The 19,429-nt window shown below is 60.0% G+C and carries 15 protein-coding genes and 8 pseudogenes; 6 read left to right on the top strand and 17 right to left on the bottom strand.

Annotated features, from left to right (window positions below):
- Window positions 1-17: 17 nt before the first annotated feature.
- Entirely contained in the window at window positions 18-785 is a 768-nt protein-coding gene (locus OKW40_RS08595; protein WP_429489252.1) for a WD40 repeat domain-containing protein, read from the top strand.
- A gap of 315 nt (window positions 786-1,100) precedes the next feature.
- Here the strand turns inward: OKW40_RS08595 and OKW40_RS08600 are convergent.
- From OKW40_RS08600 to OKW40_RS08635, 8 genes and pseudogenes are all read right to left on the bottom strand, one after another.
- Window positions 1,101-1,646: pseudogene (locus OKW40_RS08600) on the bottom strand (enoyl-CoA hydratase-related protein); the annotation flags it as partial.
- Between the two features lie 85 nt (window positions 1,647-1,731).
- Window positions 1,732-2,175, bottom strand: a pseudogene (locus tag OKW40_RS08605) (IS6 family transposase); the annotation flags it as partial.
- Between the two features lie 823 nt (window positions 2,176-2,998).
- A pseudogene (locus tag OKW40_RS08610) lies at window positions 2,999-3,292 on the bottom strand (IS6 family transposase); the annotation flags it as partial.
- Between the two features lie 658 nt (window positions 3,293-3,950).
- Complete coding sequence (locus OKW40_RS08615) at window positions 3,951-4,967, bottom strand: IS110 family transposase (protein WP_429489254.1); 1,017 nt, start codon at window positions 4,965-4,967, stop codon at window positions 3,951-3,953.
- Window positions 4,968-4,983: 16 nt separating this feature from the next.
- Window positions 4,984-6,396, bottom strand: coding sequence for a hypothetical protein (locus OKW40_RS08620; RefSeq protein ID WP_429489255.1), 1,413 nt, complete (start codon window positions 6,394-6,396; stop codon window positions 4,984-4,986).
- A pseudogene (locus tag OKW40_RS08625) lies at window positions 6,380-6,655 on the bottom strand (aldehyde dehydrogenase family protein); the annotation flags it as partial. The gene OKW40_RS08620 and the pseudogene OKW40_RS08625, both read right to left, overlap by 17 nt.
- A gap of 116 nt (window positions 6,656-6,771) precedes the next feature.
- On the bottom strand, window positions 6,772-8,184 hold the full coding sequence (locus OKW40_RS08630) for a sensor histidine kinase (RefSeq protein WP_429489257.1): 1,413 nt from the start codon (window positions 8,182-8,184) through the stop codon (window positions 6,772-6,774).
- 542 nt (window positions 8,185-8,726) lie between these two features.
- The gene (locus OKW40_RS08635; RefSeq protein ID WP_429492059.1) at window positions 8,727-8,948 is read right to left on the bottom strand and encodes a hypothetical protein; all 222 of its coding nucleotides are present in this window, start codon (window positions 8,946-8,948) and stop codon (window positions 8,727-8,729) included.
- Window positions 8,949-8,984: 36 nt separating this feature from the next.
- Here OKW40_RS08635 and OKW40_RS08640 point away from each other — a divergent pair.
- Window positions 8,985-9,449: pseudogene (locus OKW40_RS08640) on the top strand (sigma factor-like helix-turn-helix DNA-binding protein); the annotation flags it as partial.
- A 99-nt stretch (window positions 9,450-9,548) separates the two neighbouring features.
- Here OKW40_RS08640 and OKW40_RS08645 read toward each other — a convergent pair.
- Complete coding sequence (locus OKW40_RS08645; protein ID WP_429489259.1) at window positions 9,549-9,692, bottom strand: hypothetical protein; 144 nt, start codon at window positions 9,690-9,692, stop codon at window positions 9,549-9,551.
- Between the two features lie 416 nt (window positions 9,693-10,108).
- Window positions 10,109-11,388, bottom strand: a pseudogene (locus OKW40_RS08650) (IS91 family transposase).
- Between the two features lie 138 nt (window positions 11,389-11,526).
- On the opposite strand from OKW40_RS08650, the gene OKW40_RS08655 reads away from it, so the two are divergent.
- On the top strand, window positions 11,527-11,652 hold the full coding sequence (locus tag OKW40_RS08655; protein WP_429489261.1) for a hypothetical protein: 126 nt from the start codon (window positions 11,527-11,529) through the stop codon (window positions 11,650-11,652).
- Here OKW40_RS08655 and OKW40_RS08660 read toward each other — a convergent pair whose 3' ends face one another.
- The gene (locus OKW40_RS08660) at window positions 11,653-12,225 is read right to left on the bottom strand and encodes a tyrosine-type recombinase/integrase (RefSeq protein ID WP_429489263.1); all 573 of its coding nucleotides are present in this window, start codon (window positions 12,223-12,225) and stop codon (window positions 11,653-11,655) included.
- A 263-nt stretch (window positions 12,226-12,488) separates the two neighbouring features.
- On the bottom strand, window positions 12,489-13,733 hold the full coding sequence (locus OKW40_RS08665; protein ID WP_429489265.1) for a tyrosine-type recombinase/integrase: 1,245 nt from the start codon (window positions 13,731-13,733) through the stop codon (window positions 12,489-12,491).
- A gap of 152 nt (window positions 13,734-13,885) precedes the next feature.
- On the opposite strand from OKW40_RS08665, the pseudogene OKW40_RS08670 reads away from it, so the two are divergent.
- Window positions 13,886-14,069, top strand: a pseudogene (locus OKW40_RS08670) (IS21 family transposase); the annotation flags it as partial.
- 140 nt (window positions 14,070-14,209) lie between these two features.
- Here OKW40_RS08670 and OKW40_RS08675 read toward each other — a convergent pair.
- From OKW40_RS08675 to OKW40_RS08695, 5 genes and pseudogenes are all read right to left on the bottom strand, one after another.
- Window positions 14,210-14,697: pseudogene (locus tag OKW40_RS08675) on the bottom strand (ATP-binding protein); the annotation flags it as partial.
- A 444-nt stretch (window positions 14,698-15,141) separates the two neighbouring features.
- On the bottom strand, window positions 15,142-15,819 hold the full coding sequence (locus OKW40_RS08680) for a carboxymuconolactone decarboxylase family protein (protein WP_429489267.1): 678 nt from the start codon (window positions 15,817-15,819) through the stop codon (window positions 15,142-15,144).
- 391 nt (window positions 15,820-16,210) lie between these two features.
- On the bottom strand, window positions 16,211-16,726 hold the full coding sequence (locus tag OKW40_RS08685; protein ID WP_429489269.1) for an SDR family oxidoreductase: 516 nt from the start codon (window positions 16,724-16,726) through the stop codon (window positions 16,211-16,213).
- A complete protein-coding gene (locus OKW40_RS08690) occupies window positions 16,627-17,472 on the bottom strand; it encodes an aldo/keto reductase (RefSeq protein ID WP_429489271.1) in 846 nt (281 codons plus the stop codon). The genes OKW40_RS08685 and OKW40_RS08690 overlap by 100 nt, the downstream gene beginning before the upstream one ends.
- A complete protein-coding gene (locus tag OKW40_RS08695; protein ID WP_429489273.1) occupies window positions 17,447-17,653 on the bottom strand; it encodes an aldo/keto reductase in 207 nt (68 codons plus the stop codon). Before OKW40_RS08695 ends, OKW40_RS08690 begins: the two co-directional genes overlap by 26 nt.
- Window positions 17,654-18,044: 391 nt before the next feature.
- Between OKW40_RS08695 and OKW40_RS08700 the strand changes: the two genes are divergently transcribed.
- Both OKW40_RS08700 and OKW40_RS08705 read left to right on the top strand, forming a co-directional pair.
- Entirely contained in the window at window positions 18,045-18,419 is a 375-nt protein-coding gene (locus OKW40_RS08700) for a DUF2255 family protein (protein WP_429489275.1), read from the top strand.
- A 9-nt stretch (window positions 18,420-18,428) separates the two neighbouring features.
- Entirely contained in the window at window positions 18,429-19,418 is a 990-nt protein-coding gene (locus OKW40_RS08705; RefSeq protein WP_429489277.1) for an aldo/keto reductase, read from the top strand.
- Window positions 19,419-19,429: the final 11 nt, after the last annotated feature.

Raw genomic sequence — 19,429 nt, forward strand, 5'->3', positions numbered from 1 at the left:
GTGGCGCGCAAGCATCGATGCAAATTGCGTTGCTCAGCGGGCATCAGAATGCGGTTGATTCCGCCGTCTTCAGCCCGGACGGTAAGCGGGTGGTGACCGCGTCCGCGGATGGGACCGCGCGGGTGTGGGACGCGGCCACCGGCAAACAGATCTTGCTCCTCAGCGGGCATCAGGGCCCGGTTGATTCCGTCGCCTACAGCCCGGACGGCCAGCGGGTGGTGACCGCCTCTTGGGACGGGACCGCGCGGGTGTGGGACGCGACCACGGGCAAACGGATCGCGCAGCTCAGCGGGCACCAGGATCTGGTTGATTCCGCCGCCTTCAGCCCGGACGGTCGGCGCGTGGTGACCGCGTCCGCGGATAGGACCGCGCGGGTGTGGAATGCGGCCACGGGCAAACAGATCGCCCAGCTCGGTGGGCATCAGGGACCGGTTTTCTCCGCCGCCTTCAGCCCGGACGGCCAGCGCGTGGTGACCGCGTCCGCGGACAGGACCGCGCGGGTGTGGGACGCGGCGACCGGCGAGGTGATCGCGCAGCTCAGCGGGCATCAGGGCCCGGTTGCTTCCGCCACCTTCAGCCCGGACGGCCAGCGGGTGGTAACCGCGTCTGCGGATCAGACCGCGCGGGTGTGGCCTATCCGATGGCTCATGCACAAGCGAGGTCAGAGCCTGGCTAAAGCCGTGTGTAGGGAAAAGCTCGTGGGAGCAAACCTGCTCACAACCGATGATGAAGCTGCCCTTTCTCTCGTACGCGGGCGCCGCGGCGAAAACGTATGTGGATCGTAACTCGCCGACTGGACGGAGCGAGCTGCCACGATACGTTTGGCCAGCGCGACCAATTGCTTTCCCATCTTCCTGACTAGCTTCACATCGAAGTCGCGGCCATGAGCAGGTCCATCGCCTACTCGTGAGGTTGAACTGCCATTGACGCAAAGATCGCGACTGCCAGCTCGTCGGCCGGTGTGGACAGTGGTGCCGCCCCGATCTCAAAACGATGCGCGAACGCACGAAACGTGCAGCAAGCGTCCCCCCGGGCCGATTCGCTAGAAGGCCCAGTCCTGCGGAAACTGCACGAACTATTTCAGCGAGGAGGGAGCGTCGCTACTGACCTTTGAACTGAGGTGCCCGCTTTTCGATGGTCGCAGCCAGCGCCTCGAGATGGTCGTCAGTGTTGTGGCACATACCCTGAAAGACGGCACAGTGGTCGAGGAAGTCGTGCAGTTCCATGCGCTGGGCTGATTTCATCAGGCGCTTCGTCAGCCGGAGGGCTTGCGGCGGTTTTGCGGCGAGGCTCCTGGCCAACTGCTGAGCAGTTTCCAGCAACTGGTCTGCGCCAACGGCGTCGAGAACGACACCAAGCTCCTTGCCTTCAACCCCGGTAAAGGTTCGGCCTGAAAACGTGAGCTCGGCTGCCCGCTGGTAGCCCACGAGTCGTTGTAGAAACCAGGCTCCGCCATCTCCGGGGATGATTCCCACATTGACAAAGGTCTCGCCCATGATTGCGTCAGCTGCAGCCACTCTCAGGTCGCACATGCAGGCGAGGTCGAAGCCCGCGCCCAATGCGGCGCCATTGATGGCTGCTATGGACGGGACGTCGAGACGATGCATCGCCAGGGGTATTCGCTGAATGCCTTGCCGATACTGTTTCTGGACCTCATAGACGTCCCCACCGAAACGGTTCTGTCGCGCTAACGATTACAGCCTGAGCAAAGCGTGATATCGGTAGTACTCCTCACGCTACCAACGAGTAGAATTGTTCAGCTGAAGTCGGGGCGACGCCATCGTCACACATCTGCCCCTTGCGGATCATGTGTGCGATTTCTATGCCAGACAGGATGATGCGCGCACAGCGGAAATCCTTGAACCCCAGCATCGGTTTGATGATGCGTTTGATGGCACGGTGATCCTGCTCGACGACGTTGTTCAGGTATTTGTTTTGACGGACCTTGATCGGTGTTAAACGCTCGGCATTGAGCGCTTCAAGCGCAGCCAGATTCGCGCCGCTCCTGTCCACGGTGATTGTCTCGGGCTCGCCGTTCTGTTCAATCGCCTTCTCGAAGTAGCGGCGCGCCGCGGCCTTGTCCCGATGGGCGCGCAGCAGGAAATCCACCGTATTACCTGTCTTGTCGACGGCACGGTACAAGTATTTCCATTGGCCTTTGACCTTGAGTGGAGTAAGAGACAGGGCGTAGTCGAACTATTTCCCTGCCTCTCCTCCCCGAACCGGACGTGCGCCTCTCAGCGCATCCGGCTCTCCGCTGAAGCGTCGTTCCAATCGAAGGCGACACCGTTCCACCGTGCCGCCCGTTTGCTTTGTATTTCACTGATTATCGAAGGTCTTCACCTCACTACAGTCAGTTAATCAACCAGGCAAACCACTTCAACTGCCTCCCTTCGCCATGTAGCCGGCTTTCCCGGCCGCGGACTACTACGGAGGCTCCGCCAGCTTGCACATCATCGGGGGCACACTCCCTTAACATCTGTGCAAGCCTTCCCCAGTTCACATGCTGGACTCAAGCGCACGGGCGAGGCTGCCTGTCGCAGTCTTTATCCTTGCTTGCCGCAAGTCGTCGCGAATACCACGGCCTAGCTGCGCACTCTCCATGGCTCCCTGCTAATGGCCTACATATCCAGTCAGCATTCGCGTTGCCGGGCCGTACATATGATCGGCAACAATCCGCGTCCTGCCTGTTAAGCGGTGTAGGCAGGGGTGACGATTCAACCCTCAGATGCGTTCAAACAGGTTCGTGTTCCTCAACCGTCCCATGCTCAGCCTGGAGGCTCATCTTGGCGTAACCGCTTCGCCGCAAGCCCCGTTTCCCACGGACTTCGTCACCTTGCCAGTGTCGACAAGTCACCGCCGCTTCGGCTCACTTTCTCTCGCAGCAGAGAAAGGGCATACCCCGGTACCGCAACGACAACTTCTCCGGGTTTTGCATTCCAAACATGCTCAAGCAACTTCACCCCCGTGTAGGCGGGCTACGTTGGCTGGGCGTACCGTAGGTCTCATCGACGCGCCAGCTCTTGCCCACAGGCCGTTTGCGTTTGCGGAATGCTTTTTCAAGCACCGGCAGCAGCTTGATAACCCACCGGTGTACGCTCGAATGATCCACCTCGATACCCCGCTCGGTCATCATTTCCTCGAGGTTACGTAGGCTCAGTGAGTACGCCACGTACCACCGCACGCACAGCAGGATCACGTCCAACGGGTAGTGCAGCCGCTTCAGTACCTTGCCAATGCCAGCGGGCGGCGTCTTGCGCGGCGTTTTCGTCTTTGCCATGATGCTTATCATGCGTTGCGGTCGACGGATTTTACTTGACCGCGTTAATGCGACACCCATCAGCCGACCAAAGTCAAGGCACAAATTTACTCACCGCCCGATTGCAGTGGCGATGGTATTTTTATCGCCACTGCAATCGGGCGGAATTCTTTCTGTTACCTGCCATGCTGTCTGCCGATCGTAGCCGCATCCGTTTTCTCCAAACTGGTTGCGAACCGGATCGCACCAGACACCCATCAGCCGACCAAAGTCAAGGCACAAATTTACTCACCGCCCGATTGCAGTGGCGATGGTATTTTTATCGCCACTGCAATCGGGCGGAATTCTTTCTGTTACCTGCCATGCTGTCTGCCGATCGTAGCCGCATCCGTTTTCTCCAAACTGGTTGCGAACCGGATCGCACCAGACACCCATCGGGATCAAGCATGCCGTGATGTCACTCACGGCTGCCCTGGCGGCCATTGCCGCCCCAGAGAAACGTTGGTGCCAGACGAGGTCCAATGGGTTTCGCAGAACCGTGGCTGTTGCCTGCGCAACGCCAGTCAATGGTGGCTCATCGCCTGGGCGACCCGGTCATCCGCAAGCAGTCGGTGGGGCAAAGGAAAGGCCCAATCAAAACCATGGCTTTCCACCAGTCGCATTACTGGGCTCGTTCCCCTTGCACCACCTTTTAGCCAAAGCAGCGGGTTACCTCAAATGACTTGTGCTCCCGAAGCATGTGATAGCAGGCGCGCGCCAGTTTGTGCGCCAGCGCCTTGATCGCCACAATCCCGTTTCGCGAGCGTTTCTTGCGCTCGTAAAAGCGTCTGGCTTCCGGGCACGAGCGGATCGCGAAGTTGGCCGCCTCGACAAACGCCCACGCCAGATATTTGTTGCCGTTCTTCGTATTACCTTCGCCTTTCTTCCTGCTGTTGCTTTCACGCCGGCTGTCTACGCAGCGGCAGTACGAACTGAAATTGCCAACCGTGGTGAAACGGGAGATGGTCCCGGTTTCCAACATGATCGTGGTTGCGAGAACCGGGCCAATGCCCGGCACCGTGTTCAGCAACGCGTAATCCGGGCGCAGTTTCACCCGCTCCATGAGTCGCTTCTCGATGATCCCGATTTCCTCCTGCAAGGTTTGCATGACCGCGAGATTGGCTTGCATCGCGAGCGTCACGTCAGATGCAAAACCGAATCCATTCACCTGCATCTCATCCAGACGCTTAACCCGCTCACCTTGCATCCGCCCACCAGTATGGCGTGAGAACAGATTCTCAATCGCGAGGATCTGGGCCGTACGACACTGCACCAGTTGGATCCGCCTGCGAGAGAGGTCACGCACCGGACGTTCTTCTGCTGGATAAATGTAGCCTTCAGGCAATAGTCCAAGACGCAGCAGTTGTGCGAGATGGGCGGCATCGGTGAAGTCACCACTGTATTTCAGTCCCTCGTACTGCCTGATTGCCGCGGGGTTGGCCAGATGCACCCGGTAGCCATCGTTCATCAACTGATCCACCAGCCAGTACCAGTTATACGTCGCTTCGATGACCACGCCCACCAGATCTTCGCGGTGCGGCGCCAGCGCCGCCCGGATCTGCACCGGATCGTTCGGCAACCGTCGCTGGTAGACAACCCGGTCAGCGTCATCGCTAACGACGACCACACTGTTGTTCGAGTGCAGGTCGATTCCACTAAACTTATTCATGCTGGCCTCCTGTGCGTCACGTCGGTGTTCGCACCCTGACTGTACGCCGGCCGTTCGATTCGAACGGAGGGAGGTCGGCTATATGATTATCAAAACCCAGCAGGTCGAGGTAAGGCGCGCCCAGATGGCGACGCAGCGTGAAATAGTTGCGCAGCCGCGAGTTCAGATTCTCGACGAGCGCGCTGCTGCGCGGCGTGTGGGCCATGGCGTCCGACACCGCGGCGAACACGGCGTGGAACTGGCCGCCCAGGCTGGCGCGCAGCCGGCCCCATCCCTGCCAGTACGCCGGCGAGGTGCGCGGCTTGCGGTGCAGCACGCACGCGGCGCGCACGAGCTCCTCCGAGACGTGGGCGCTGTGCGCGATCGCGGCGAGCTTCTCATCGAGCACGCCGGCGAACGCGAGCAGATCATCGCGCTGGTTCTGCAGCGCGATGCGTACCGGGCGGATGCGGCGCACATCCAGCGCTTCGCGCTCACGCAGTTGCCCGACGATGAAGTCGAACAGCGCTTGGCGCGTGGCGAGGTGCGCCCCCGCCAGCGCCAGGATGTCATGACTGAGCCACTGGGTCAGCGTGCGGATGTCGCAGGCCAACCGATGCGCCTGCGCTTCGCTGCGACGGGCCTGTCTCAGCTCGGCCGCGAGGCCGCCGGCGCGCCCCCGCGAGCGCGGCTGGTTGAGCCTGGCTTGCAGCTTCTCGCGCCGCGACCGGGTGCCCCTGGCGAGGTTGCCCAGCGTGTTGGCCAGTCCCTCGCACTGGCGCTGGATGTGAAACACATCGCCATGGCACGGCGTGTCGCCCCAGGCGGCCTTTTGCCCGGCGCGCAGGCCCTGGCCGGCATCGGCAATCGTGTAGTCGGGATCGAGGCCCTGCTGTGCGGCATCGAGGAAGTGCACGCCCCAGGTGTCGCCGTCGCGATGGGCCTCGGCTGCCAGCAGGTAACAGTAGGTCGACCCGGCATCGACGCCGGCCAGCACCGGCCGCGAGCCCTGAAAGATCTCGTCGTGCAAGCCCACGCGAATGCCGGACAGGTCCTGCTCGCGGTTGAGCGCGGCAGCTTGCTGCGCGGCCCATTGCTGCACGTCGTGAACGGTGCCCACACTGGTGGACACGCCCAGCAGGTCGCGCATGAACTCCACCACGCCGCGATACGAGCTGCGGCAGATCAGCGTCAGCGCGACCATCACCTGGCGCAGCCACCGCTTGCTGACCGGCAACTCGAACAGCACTTCATCATCGGCTACCGCAGACGCGAAAGCGTCCTCCAGCGCGACGCTGGCCTTGCGCGTTTGCTGGTAGACGAACTTGCGGCTCACCCCGTGCCGGGTGGCCAGAGCGCTGATCGTTTCCGAGCCCGCCAACGCCCGGACGGCCAAACGCTTTCGCTCACTCCCGGGCAGCTTCGCTGCCGCGCTAACGGATCGATTCATGCACGCACCATGACTGAAAAAATGGGCCGCCATTATCGACCATCGCCGCCTCATCCGGTGCCTCGCGTGTAACCCAGATATGAACCTCGCCGCCCTCCCGGCCGAGGCCCGACTCCTTGATTCCGCCGAAGGGAGCGACCTCGTTGAACACGAGACGGTCATTTACACCGACCACGCCACATTCAAGTGCCTCCATGACCTTGAAAGCGCGATTGATGTTCGTCGTGTAAAAGTACGCCGCTAGACCTGTCCGTGTGTTACGGTTTGAGCAGCTGGCAATGTTACCGGTCTGGTTCAGGCTTCGTTCAATCGCATGCTATGGCTTTTGGGGAAGGACAGCGGCTCTATGGCAACACGCACAATACCCATGCCACGCTAACCTTCGCCTGCTTCTCGTGCCCTTAGAGGCAAGCGCACCTGAAACGTGGTTTGCCCAGGACGCGAAGCAACATGAATTGTGCCCTGATGCCGGTTGACCACTGTCTGGTAAGAGATGTCGAGGCCCAATCCTGTTCCTTCACCCGGCGACTTGGTGCTGTAGAAGGGTTCGAACAGATGAGGCATAACTTCGTCCGGAATTCCGCAGCCGTTGTCCGTGAACTCGACGACCGCCTCCTCCAATTCACGACGCGTACGCACGATCAGTTCACCTCCACCTTTCATCGCGTCAATCGCGTTGTCGATCAGGTTTGTCCACACCTGATTGAGTTCGCTGCCGTACACCGTCAGATGCGGCAGACTGCGGTCGTACTCGCGGCGCACGACGATGCCTTGCCCTAAACGATGACGCATGATAACCAGGGTATCTTCGATACCCTCGTGGACGTCGACTTCCTGCTGCGGGGCCTGGTCCATATGCGAGTACGATTTCATTGCCCTGATGATTTCTGAAATGCGACTCGAACCCCGGCGGGTTTCCTCCATCAGCGAATACATCTCCAGCGTCGCCACCAGCCAGTGAATGCCTGCTGCAAACTGTTCCACGACAAGCCTGTCAGCTAGCGGCACGAGATCCTTCTGCGTGATCCCTGCGCTCACCAGGCACGGCGCATGTAGCCACGGCTTCGCAAGCTGCCGCAAGGCAAGCCACCCGGCAAGCGCGTTCTCCGCCGCGCTCTGCGTCAACGTATTCAAGCCCACGCTCCAGGGGCCGCCTCTGGTCGCTGCCGCACGCTTGCCCAATCCATCGATGAGATCCATCACATCCGCAGGAATGGCACTGCGCCTAACCTCCACTTCGGCCGACATCAACATCTCCAGCGCCGCCACCGCACAATCTGCCGTACGCACAAGCGCCGCTGCCGGGTTGTTCAATTCGTGCGCAAGGCCGGCGGCAAGCCTGCCCAATGCAGCAAGCTTCTGCTGGTTTCCCATGGTCGCGTCCCGCTTCGCCAGGCGATCGGCGGTGCTGCGAAAAATCAGCAGGCTGAACGTCTCCGAAACGACCAGTAGTTTCCGAAATACCTGCTCCGGCACATCCACCAGACGGCCATCGGATATGGCCCTGATCGACCCCGCTGGCGGTGCACCCGAAAGCAGCGATACAGCACCAAAGAAGCTTGGCGCAACGAAGCGGGACGTTGGAATTTGTTGTGAGCCGGAAAACTTCCTCGCAGCAAACTCGCCTTCCAGTACGACCGAAAACACAGTCCTCTTCTCACCTTCGCGAACAATCAGATCCTCGGCTCTGGTCCTGACTTCGATCACGTGTTCGCGCAGCCATCTCAAGCGCCTGTCAGACAGGCCAGCGAAAAGCGGGTGTGCCCGTAACTCGTCGACGTCGATCATAGTGTCCCCAGCTACTTGTAATCCGGGTGGACAGTGGCCGGATGTTTTCCGACAGCTATCGCGAAGCGCCAGTTTCAAACGCTCACGCATGTCGCCCGCGGTTAGAATGCACGGCCCACTCGTTCCCAACGGACACGGATCGTGCGTGAGCGCGCCAGTCGATCGTGATTCGATTTCAATCGTAGCACTCCGGCATCCAGGCACAGGTAAGCAGAACGCCGCCCGCTTATGCCAGCTCGACGTCGACTGGCGGCAGAAGCTGTTGCTTTTTCGTCGATGGCCGCTACTTTTTGAACCGAGTGACAGCTGATTGACCGGATATCGCTCAGTTGGACGCAGTACCTTGGCGTATTGGGCCGATCGGTCTTCAGCGCGTGTCGTCGCAGGGGGCTGAAGGCAGGTCTGAAGGCTGGTCTGAAGGCGCCCCCTCGCATCGAACAGGCCGCCGTGACCGTAGAGCCGATTTCTCGCGGTTCGGCACGACGGTCGTCGAACGGCAGCTTCACGGAACACCCTCCTGCACCATCGGGAAACAATGCACATCAGGCAAACAGGCTCGCCGGATAAAGCGCTGGGAACATGAGGCCGTTGTCGAGGCGATGCAGCAACGGCTCGACCAGAAGCCGGACATGATGCGCATACGCCGTCAGACCGTCGAGCATCTGAATATTCCACGCCAAAGTGAACAGGGATTCCACGGCAAAAAGAACAGGGTTTCCACGCCATCGCGAACAGGAATTTGAGGTGGCGGCGACGCGGGTCAACGGTGGCACGATCGACAGTTTTGTCGGGAGTGCCGACTGGCAAATGTCAGGTTGACCATGCGCAAAATCAGGGAAGTGCTGCGGTTGCATTTCGAGTGTGACCGCAACCAGAGGGAGATCGCCGACGCGGTCGGTACCTCGACAACGACGGTGTGGCATTACCTGCGCCGCACGCGGCTGGCAGGGCTGAACTGGCCGCTGCCACCGGAACTGCTGACGGACGACGCGGCGCTCGAGGCGAGGCTGTATCCGCCGCCGGCGCGGCGCGAGCCAACGCGCGGCATGCCGGACTGGCCGACTGTGCATCGCGAGATCGGCAGGAATGGCGTCACGCTCGATCTGCTGTGGCAGGAATACAAGGCGCAGCATCCGGATGGCTGCGGCTACAGCTGGTTCTGCAAGGCTTATCAGGAATGGGCGCAGCGGCTGCCGGTCACGATGCGGCAAACGCACGTGCCGGGCCAGAAGCTGTTCGTCTTCTGTGGCGAAGCAATTTCTGTGGCCGCCGATGGCTGTGCGTGCCCCAGATCGAAACCATCGACGGACGGAGGCTACATAAATTCAATCATAGCGATCGCAAGAACTGCATCAGATCGGAGCCTATCGGTCGTCGCCCCAATGGGCATTGCTCTGCTCCAGACACGCCAAGGCGCGCGCCTTCATCTCCATGTCGATCTCAGCATAAACATTAGTCGTACTGAGCGACACGTGACCCAGCCATGCGCGGATTGTGTTGATGTCCACACCAGCACGTAGCAGGAACGTCGCCGTCGTGTGCCGTCTATGTCTCCGAATACATAGAGCAGAGATTTTTTTGGTTGGCGATCGCGGCTACTGACGCATGAACAGGCCGGTCGGGGCCAGTCCGCGATCGGTAATCAAAAAAATGTTTGTGCTAAACCGCTCCGCAGGCGTTCGCTTCTATGGGCATTGAATGAACGGCGCGGTGATTCGCGATAGCCGGCGCGTGGCCATCGCACGTCGGAAGTGGGCGGTCTGAGAGAGCCGGTTGCGCGAAACCAGCGGGAATGCGCGGATCAGCGGGCAGACAGTGCGCAGTTTCGCGGCATTGTGATGGGGCGATGACGCCAAGGCACGAGCCGGTTCGCGTTGGCCGCGGGGGGGAAGACCAACGTGCTGGGGGCTGATGCTGATGCCGGTCAGTGTCCATGGCTGGGATCGGGTGGCGCCCGCGGCAGGATGCCAGGCGTGTCGCCAGGCAGCGCGCCTTCGATGCGGACCATGTGGGCCCTTGCCACACACGGGGCAATCGCGCAGTGACCTGCCGGTGAGCCGCTGGTAACGGTCACGGTAGTCTTCCTTGATGGCAGGTGGTGCAGCGACGGGCGGCTCGACGCCGAGCAGTCGCCGGCAGGTGGCCAGGCGCGCTGCCCGATGACAGTTGGCAAGCCACCCGTAGCTGCGGATACGCTTGAAGCCGTCGGGCAGCACGTGCAGCAGGAAGCGGCGGATGAACTCGTCGGCCGTGAGCGTCATGGTGCTGTGGCGGGCTTCGTGACGGTAGTCCTTCCACTGGAACAGGACCGAATCGCCATCAAAGCGCAGCAACCGGTTATTCGAGATGGCAACGCGATGCGTGTAGCGGCCCAGGTAGTCGAGCACCTGTGCGGCGCCGCCAAACGGTGGTTTCGCGTAGACGACCCACTCCACGTGGGCGGCGGGCGCGAGCCAGGCGGCAAACGCTTGCGGTTCACGCAACGGCTCGAGCTGGCCATGCAAGCGCAGCGCGCCGGCGTCGAACGCGCGACGCAGCTGCTCGAGAAAGAGCCGCCGGAAGAGCCGCGAGAGGACCCGCACGGGCAGGAAGAAGCCCGGTCGGCACGTGATCCAGCGCTCACCGTCCGGGGCAATGCCGCCGCCCGGTATCACGCAGTGCACGTGCGGATGGTGCAGCTGATTCTGCCCCCACGTGTGCAGGACCGTCATGAAGCCTCACCACCGGCCAAAACAATCGTCAACGCCGGCCAAGATAATTGTCGCCGCCCAAGCCGATTTCCGCGCCCAGGTGTTTCGGATCGGCGGCGATCGTGCGCAGCGTCTCGGCGCTGGTGCGGAACAGCATGTCGTAGAGCAGGCGTTTGTTCTGGTACGCGAGCGCGGCGACGGGCTCGCGCAGCGTGAAGACGACATGGAAGTATTCGACCTCGGGGAGCAGTTCGGCCTGGCGACGTTCGAGCCACTGCGCACGGGCGAGCGACTGGCATTTCGGACAGCAGCGGTGCCGGCATGAGTCGTAGGCAATGCGCTGATGGCCGCACGCATCGCACTGCTCGACATGTCCGCCGAGCGCGGCGGTGCGGCACAGCTCGATAGCGCTCATCGCGCGCCGCTGGGCACGGCTGAGGGCATCGGCATGGGTCTGCCGGTACCGTTCGCCGCAGCGGCGGAAGACGTCCGCCACCTCGAGCGCGGGTCGCATCGCGGGCTTCAGAAGTATGTGGGCGGTGTGGACTCAGGCGGGATGGGTGCGGGGTGCGGCAGCAGATCGAAGGGACTGGTGGTCGCACAAACCGTGCTCATGGCCACCTTCAGATAGCGCAAATGTGCTGCAGCACATTTGCGCTATTTCCAGGCGGATATGCAACTAAAAGAACAGGCGCTGGCGAAGGCCGCGACCACCGATGTGCGAGCACCGCGTTTCCGTCCCAATGATCGCCTGCTGGCTTTCTTGAAGACCCTCTGATTATTCCGTATTGGCGCCGCCCCCAGGCCGCGTATTCTCCGGGGATTGCAGGCCCCGGAGATCAGTATGCGGAATAATCCGGGACTCGGAATAATGCCTCATGTCATGAAGTCGCGGTTGATAGCGAGCGCCATCGCTTCGCGAACTCCCGGCTCTGGAGCGCAGCCGAACAAATGCGTTATCCACGCACTGGTGCATCAGACGTTTGCCGCGCTTGCTGATAAGCAAAGGTCTCGCTGGATCGGCGCCGAACCGAGTGCCGTACGACATTTCGTATTGGAGAACAATCCGGGTGAGGGATGGACCCATTGGAACAATCCGGGCTTTGTAAAATTTGGTTTGATGGATGACGAGCAGATTTTCGGCGAGGTCTACGTCGGCCAGAGTCAAGTTCAATGCTTCACTCACACGTAGTCCCGCTCCGTATAGAAGCCAGATGAGCGTCCGAAACGTCGGTGGGGCGAGCACGCATTCATTCGTCGCAATGTCGTCCGTAGCCTTTACGAGGCGATCTATCTCTGCATGCGTATAGACATACGGGCGAAACGGCTGTCCCAAGCGCGGCAAGATCATTGGAAGTGGTACGTATGGAACAAGTCCATGACCCAGTGCGACGTTGTAAAATCCGCGTAGTGCCGAATGCTCGCAACGCCAGTATGCGGGAGGTGACCCATTCCGATCGAGAAACGCGCGTACCTCCTCACGTTGGATTGAGCCTATTTGCCGATCCGGACCAATGGTTTTCACAAATCAATGCAGTACTATTGCAATTGATCGAGCCCCGCACCCCGTCGCTTTGCGTAACTCGAGATAAAGTTCAACCGCGCGGTCAAGTTTCATAGCGCCTCCTTTACCTCAAGATCGGCGACCTGACGAAGTGCTGTCAGATCGACTTTCGCGTACACGCCGGTGCTGTCGAGGTTGCGGTGACCAAGAAATCCGCCGATTTCGTGCATACTGAAACCACTCGCAAGCAGATAAGTTGCACAAGCATGGCGCAATGCGTGTGGACCATGATGTCGAATCGGCTCATTCATGGTCATCAGGCGGCGACTCACAATGTGCCAGATGACTTTGAGCGGAAGATAAGGTGCTTGTGCTCGCAAGAACACTTGGCGCAGTCGAGTACCAGGCCTGCCTCGCTTCAGGTAATCGGTTATTGCTTCGGCGACAGAGGGGATTAGCGGATACAGTTGAACCTGTTGAGTCGGCTTTGTGCGATGGACCGTCAGGATTGCATGCTCCCAGTCCAGATCATCGAGACATAACCGGACCACTTCGGACGATCGCAATCCATATAACACGAGAAGAAGGAGAATGGCGCGATTTCGAAGATCGGAAGGTCGCTGACCAGCTGCTTCCGTTATCAATCGATTGACAGATTCTCGGGAAGGGCTCGGGGGAAGCGACTCGTTCTTATATGCTCTGCACGGTGGAAGTGCGTCCGCTAGTCCGCGGCGACACCAGCTCTCCGCCTCCGCATACCGTAAGAAACTTCGGATATTGGAGACATAGCGCTGTATCGACACGCGAGTCAATCCATCTGAGCAGGCTTTCAGTTCGATAATCCTGTCGATGGTTTCAATATTTAGCAAATCTAACCTACTGCCGACACGCCTGATCAGAGTCAAGAATTCGGTCACACGACAAATTTGTGAATAGGTTGTGACGGGTGACAGACAACGCTCATCGCGCATGAACGACCGAAATGCCTCGATCTGGATGGCGTAGGGGTGTTTCGGGACTTTGCTCTGAAACCAGCCGAGGAATTCCAACCACTCCCTGGCGACCGATATAAAGTGACGTCTACTCCAGTCATTAGTTGTCTGGGTCCGGTGGCTTCCACGTCGCGCAACCCATCGATCTGCTGCGGCCTCAATACGGGACAAGGGTATTGCGGTGGGCGATCTGAAACGTAGTTCAGCCTGGACATGTAGCAGACAATCGGCCTTGGTTACCAAGGTACCCCGCGCTGAACCGAGGCTCAGCATATGCGCTAGGTAACGGACCCGTTCATCGTAAAGCGGTGCTTTCGTGTGGCGATCGATTGCCGATACGGACTTGAAGAGTTGATCAAACATCGTGACCTCCGGACAGAAGTGGAGGCCCCATATTTTGCGCCCAGTTATGTGTCGTTGATTGAGTACACTGCTTGTGGTCAAAGCGTCCTAGCCATCTGCGGCCACAGAAATTGCTTCGCCACAGAAGACGAATTCGGTGGTCGACCACCGAATTCATCGACTACTCGGGCAAGAAACTGGGCATCATCAACCCGGACCGGTGAAATTCGCGAGGCCGAGCTGTTCGTCGCCGCGCTTGGCGTGTCCGGCTTCACCTTCGCGGAACTTACCTGGACCCAGCAGTTGCCCGACTGGATCGGCTCCCACGTGCGCGCCTTCGCATTCTATAACGGCCTGGTCGAGAAATCACCAGCTGGTGATTTGGCAGAAGGGTTTTTTGGTTACCGATCGCGGCCTGACCTTATCGGGTCTTCCTCATAGGTTCGTAGCCGCGATCGGTAACCAAAAAACCCTGCCTTACGGAGTCGAACCCGTAACAGTTGGCTTGTCGCGAGCTTGGAACGGTTGCCATGGCGATCGTCGAGCACCTCGAGCAGATCGCGCCGCGGGGAATCGGTCAGCGGCGCCATCGCGAGGTCGTCGAGAATCACGACGTCCGTCTTGGCAAGCTGCGTAAGCCAGCGTGCGTAGCGCCCGCTGCCGTGCGCGATGGCCAGTTCCTCGCATGCGGAGAACCCCTAGCGGAGGCCTGCACCGCGAAGGCACAACCCAGCCAGCTTTTGCCGAGCCCGGTTGGCGCAACGAGAATTAGATTCTCCCGCTCGCGAATCCACTCACAGGTCAGCAGGCGGGCGGTGAGCGCACGGTCGAGTCCGCGAGCGGTGCGGTAGTCGATGTCTTCGGGCGATGCATCGGAGAACTTCAGGTTCGTGCGTCGCAGACGTGCAGCTGTTTGCCGCGGCTCCCGTTGACTGGCTTCGCGCTCGACCAGCAGCCCGAGGCGTTCTTCGAAGCCTAGCCGGTCGCAACACGGTCGGTCGACACCGGCTAACGTCTAACAGTTGAAGAAGTTTCGTGCAACCACGTTACATCTTGGCTCATATTGAAAGGGATATTCAACCGCGGACCTCACGACAGAACGACAAAACACCGTTCTCGTAAGGGTGCGCCGGGTATCGGGCTTGCTCTTGCACTGCAACTCACGGATGCCCGAGCGCCGGCAACGACATCACGTCCGCTGAAGCGTTCGCTTCCGACGCTCACGTTCCAGTTGGAAAACGACTATGCGAAAGTTTTAGTCGGTATGCCCGCCAAAACGCGGGAGCTTGGCGCGGAGTTATTCGAGCGGTAAACGACACATGATCGGCGGTCGAGACCGCCCGGAATAGCGGCCCCATGGCTCTCGGGATAGCATATGCTCGACAAGACCGGGACACATTGCGACAGCTGCTTCCGGGCTGGAGCGATCTCAGTGCCTTGGCGCGATTGCAAGCTGTCGATCCAGCGCTTCTTGCGCGCGCCGGGCAACGTTTCCGTCTACGCGGTCAGCCAACACATGTCCTAGCTGCCGCAACTGGTTCGCGGTAAGACCGACGTTCATGCTGATGCGCATGTGAGCCTGTAACTGTGAATCCACTCCCGATAGGGCGGAAAGCATGCTCACGGTGGCGAGTTCACGGCTCTGCCAGTCAAGGTTGTCGCGCTCGAAGATATCGCCAAAAAGGTGTCTCTTGAGATAGACATCAATTGCAGGCGCGAATTCGAACAGTGCCCCCTTAACCGGGCCGCCCGACAGCCGGCTCTGGTTCGCGGTGCCAGCGGCAAGCAGCGCATCTCCAGCAGGAATGGGTGAACCGGGTAGCCGGCCGGCCGCATCCTGAATTCCGCGCTGCTTGCGCATATCCAGCACCTTCATCAGTTCTGCAAGCGCATTCAGGCTTCTCGGGAAGCCGGCGTAGGCGTAAAGCTGCACCAGAATTTCTTTAGCTTCGCTGACCGTCAACCCCGCATCCAGGCCATGGTCGAGGGAAGTATTCAGATTCGCGATATCGCCGGTGGCGGCGAACGCTGCAATCGGCACGATCGCCTGCTGGCGGTCAGTCAGGGTTTCAGAAGCGCTTGGCGATGTCGTTCCTGTGTTCTGCATGTCTTTAGATCCTTCCTTTGTTGAGGGTAAGCTCGATGTGGCTGCCATGCTCAAGATCACGGCCAACGCCGTAGCCTGCGCACGTTTCCCCAGACGCCCAGCGCCCGTCGTATTGCTCACCGGTGCTTTCTTCATCCGCGAAACGTTCTTGCCATTAATCGGTTGCACACCAGCGCACGTAGTCTTCCGCTGCGCGTCAGCGGTCACCAGGCCCCTCGCCCACACCCCGGCGACTACTGTCGGGAATGTCCGCGGGACTGCGACGGTTAACGCGAAGCGCGCAGACGAAGCGTTCATAGATGGCAACCGTTTCATCGTGCTCGACGTCGCAGCACGGACCTTGGTCTGGTACTCTGGCAACAGTTATCGATCCCGTGCAAAGACTCTGTAATCAATGGGCAGTAAAGCCACCGTCGATTGCAAGCGCATGACCGATGACGAACGTCGACCCGGCGCTGCAAAGCCAAAGCACCGCATCCGCGATTTCCCCAACGCGTCCGAGCCGTCCGATCGGTTGTTCGCGAAGGATCTCCTTCATTGCGTCGGCCTGTTTTTCCAGCATCTCGGAGACCATCGGAGTATCGAAGGTGCCGGGGCAAATCGCGTTGATGCGGATCCCGCGTGGCGCGTATTCGAGGGCCGCGCTTCGCGTTAGCCCGATCACACCGTGTTTCGAAGCATGATAGGCCGCCCGGCCAGGAAGTCCCACCAGGCCTCCAAGGGAAGAGCAATTGACGATCGCGCCACTGCCCTGCTTTCTCATGTGGCTCAACTCATGTTTCATACAGGCCCAGACGCCACGCAGGTTCACGGCGATGACCCTTTCGAAATTTTCTGCTGCTTCGTCTGCAGCATCGCTTGGAGGCATGCCTCTCCACCAGGCCCGGGCCAGATTTCGTCGAGGCATCGGAGTGCATCTTCGGATAGGGAAATCTCGATGGCCCGTAGTGCAAGCCTGAGTTGTTCCGCCGTCCGGGGGCCGATGATCGGAGCCGTAACCGACGGGTTATGAAGTAGCCAGGCCAACGCAATGTCAGCTGGACGCTCTTCCAGGTCCTCGCACAGCGCCTCGTACGCTCTGAGCTGGTTCTGGTATCGCACGATTCTCCGTGCCATTTCGGGATTTGCGCGGCGACCCTCATGCGCCTTTCGCAACACCCCTCCTAGAAGCCCGCCACCCAACGGACTCCAGGGAAGAAGGCCAACGCCATAATGTCGACAGGCTGGAATCACTTCGAGCTCAATAGACCGCACAGACAGGTTGTAGAGGCTCTGTTCGGCGACAAGTCCCATGAAGTGACGTGAACGGGCAGCCGCTTGTGCTGTCGCAATATCCCAGCCGGCAAAATTGCAGCTACCGACGTAGAGCACCTTCCCCTGTTGCATCAGTACATCCATGGCTTGCCAAACTTCCTCCCACGGCGTGTGCCTGTCGATATGGTGCATCTGGTACAGGTCGATGTGGTCAGTTCGCAAACGACGCAGGCTGTCTTCACAAGCGCGCCTGATGTGATAGGCGGACAAGCGGCGATCGTTGGGACCGAGCCCCCTCGGCTGGTAGGCCTTCGTGGCGAGCACGATCTGGTCACGCCTGCCACCTTGATCCATCCAGCGCCCGATGATTTCTTCAGAGATACCGCAGCCCTTTTTCATCTGCGGACTCTGAGGCCCACCATATGTGAACCGCGGTATCCAGGAAATTGATACCCGACTCCAACGCCTCGTCCATGATCCGGAAGCTGGTGGACTCGTCCGTCACTTCGCCGAAATTCATGGTTCCGAGGCATAGACGACTGACCTGCAGGCCGGAACGCCCGAGATGAACATATTGCATTCCCGATTCCTGTTTAGGTTGTGCCGCTGGACGCGTCTACCGCCGCCAGGGCGCGATCGATCCGCTGACTGCCCGCGAGCGGAGTCGCCTGCGCGGATAGACGACCTCATTCGATATCGACCAACTTTAACCGTAGCGCCACTTTTTGAAAGCTGGTCTCCATCGAATGCACTTGTGAAGGCGCCTCAATAGACCGCCTTCAGCAGTGTCTGGATTCCCGTTCGCGGAAGTTTGCCGGGTGCGGCAGTCATCGCAACTCTTCTGTTGTGAACGGAGCTCACAGCAGCATTGGCAGAAAGCAGGGTTCAGTAACCCGGGCGACTGGTTTAGATTGACACTCGTGTAATCGCTGACCGGGATTCGCGCAAGGGTTCATACGACGAAAGCCAACATGAGTACATGGACGAAAACCGAACTGGATCGCATCGCAACCTCAGACGATCTGCACGTCGCCCCATTCCGTGAGGATCGGAAAACGTATGGGACCCCAACCTGGGTCTGGTCGGTGGTCCTGGACGGCGATCTTTACGTTCGGGCCTACAACGGTAAAGCCTCACACTGGTATCAGGCAGCCATCCTTCACGGTTCAGGACGGATCACGGCGGCAGGGGCCGCGAGGGACGTTTCCTTCAGTCCGGTCACAGGTTCGCTCACCGAGCGGATCGACGAGGCCTATCGGCACAAATACGGCAAGAGTCCTTACCTCGCGCCCATGATCGGCGAGCGCGCTCGCGCGGCGACCGTCAGGATCTCCCCAAAAGACTGAGGTGCACATATGCAAAGACGCAAACTTGGCCAGGGCTTCGAGGTCTCGGCACTCTCGTTGGGCTGCATGGGCTACGGTATGTCCCGCGATATTCCCGATCGGCCGCAGATGCTCGAACTGCTGCGCAAAGCTGTCGCTCTCGGCATGGACTTCTTCGATACGGCGGAGGTCTACGGCCCGTGGACAAACGAGGAAATGGTGGCGGACGCCTTCGCGGGCATGCGACACCAGGTCAAGATCGCTACCAAATTCGGCTGGGACATCGATCAGGACACGGGCGAGCACCGTGGTGGCGTCAACAGCAAGCCACATCAAATTCGTCGGGCGGTCGAAGGTAGTCTGAAACGACTCCGTACCGACTACATCGATCTGCTCTATCAGCATCGCGTCGACCCGGAAGTACCCATGGAAGACGTCGCTGGCGTCGTGAAAGACCTGATCACCGAAGGCAAGGTGCTGCATTTCGGCCTGTCGGAGGCTGGACCTCAATCGATCCGGCTTGCGCACGCGATCCAGCCTGTGACGGCGCTACAAAGCGAATACTCCCTTTGGACCCTCGAACCCGAAACGGGGGTCGTTCCCACGCTGGAAGAACTTGGCATTGGCTTCGTCCCGTTCAGTCCGCTTGGCAAGGGGTTCCTCACGGGCACGATTGACACGCGTACAAGTTTCAGCAGCAACGACTTTCGCGGTCAGATCCCGCGTTTTACCCCGGAGGCGCGTGAGATCAATCAGGCACTGGTCGATTTGCTTCGTACAGTGGCAGCGCGTCACGTCGCCACGCCAGCTCAAGTCGCACTTGCCTGGCTGCTGGCGCAGAAACCATGGATCGTTCCGCTATTCGGCACACGCCGGCTGGACCGATTCGTGGAGAACATTGGATCGCTGACTCTGGCGCTATCGAGCGACGATCTTCAAGAAATCAGGGCAGGCGCAATGGCAATGAAGATCGAGGGGGCGCGATACCCCGACGCGATGCTCCGGCTCACGGGCCTTTGACCGCGCGCGGC

Source organism: Paraburkholderia sp. RAU6.4a (genome assembly GCF_050435625.1).
Classification (GTDB): Bacteria; Pseudomonadota; Gammaproteobacteria; order Burkholderiales; family Burkholderiaceae; genus Paraburkholderia; species Paraburkholderia tuberum.

Coding starts and splice junctions, on each gene's coding strand:
- OKW40_RS08595 (WP_429489252.1), top strand. CDS start 18: ATGCAAATTGCGTTGCTCAGCGGGCATCAGAATGCGGTTGATTCCGCC.
- OKW40_RS08615 (WP_429489254.1), bottom strand. CDS start 4,967: ATGAATAAGTTTAGTGGAATCGACCTGCACTCGAACAACAGTGTGGTC.
- OKW40_RS08620 (WP_429489255.1), bottom strand. CDS start 6,396: ATGAATCGATCCGTTAGCGCGGCAGCGAAGCTGCCCGGGAGTGAGCGA.
- OKW40_RS08630 (WP_429489257.1), bottom strand. CDS start 8,184: ATGATCGACGTCGACGAGTTACGGGCACACCCGCTTTTCGCTGGCCTG.
- OKW40_RS08660 (WP_429489263.1), bottom strand. CDS start 12,225: ATGATCTTGCCGCGCTTGGGACAGCCGTTTCGCCCGTATGTCTATACG.
- OKW40_RS08665 (WP_429489265.1), bottom strand. CDS start 13,733: ATGTTTGATCAACTCTTCAAGTCCGTATCGGCAATCGATCGCCACACG.
- OKW40_RS08680 (WP_429489267.1), bottom strand. CDS start 15,819: ATGCAGAACACAGGAACGACATCGCCAAGCGCTTCTGAAACCCTGACT.
- OKW40_RS08685 (WP_429489269.1), bottom strand. CDS start 16,726: ATGCCTCGACGAAATCTGGCCCGGGCCTGGTGGAGAGGCATGCCTCCA.
- OKW40_RS08690 (WP_429489271.1), bottom strand. CDS start 17,472: ATGAAAAAGGGCTGCGGTATCTCTGAAGAAATCATCGGGCGCTGGATG.
- OKW40_RS08695 (WP_429489273.1), bottom strand. CDS start 17,653: ATGCAATATGTTCATCTCGGGCGTTCCGGCCTGCAGGTCAGTCGTCTA.
- OKW40_RS08700 (WP_429489275.1), top strand. CDS start 18,045: ATGAGTACATGGACGAAAACCGAACTGGATCGCATCGCAACCTCAGAC.
- OKW40_RS08705 (WP_429489277.1), top strand. CDS start 18,429: ATGCAAAGACGCAAACTTGGCCAGGGCTTCGAGGTCTCGGCACTCTCG.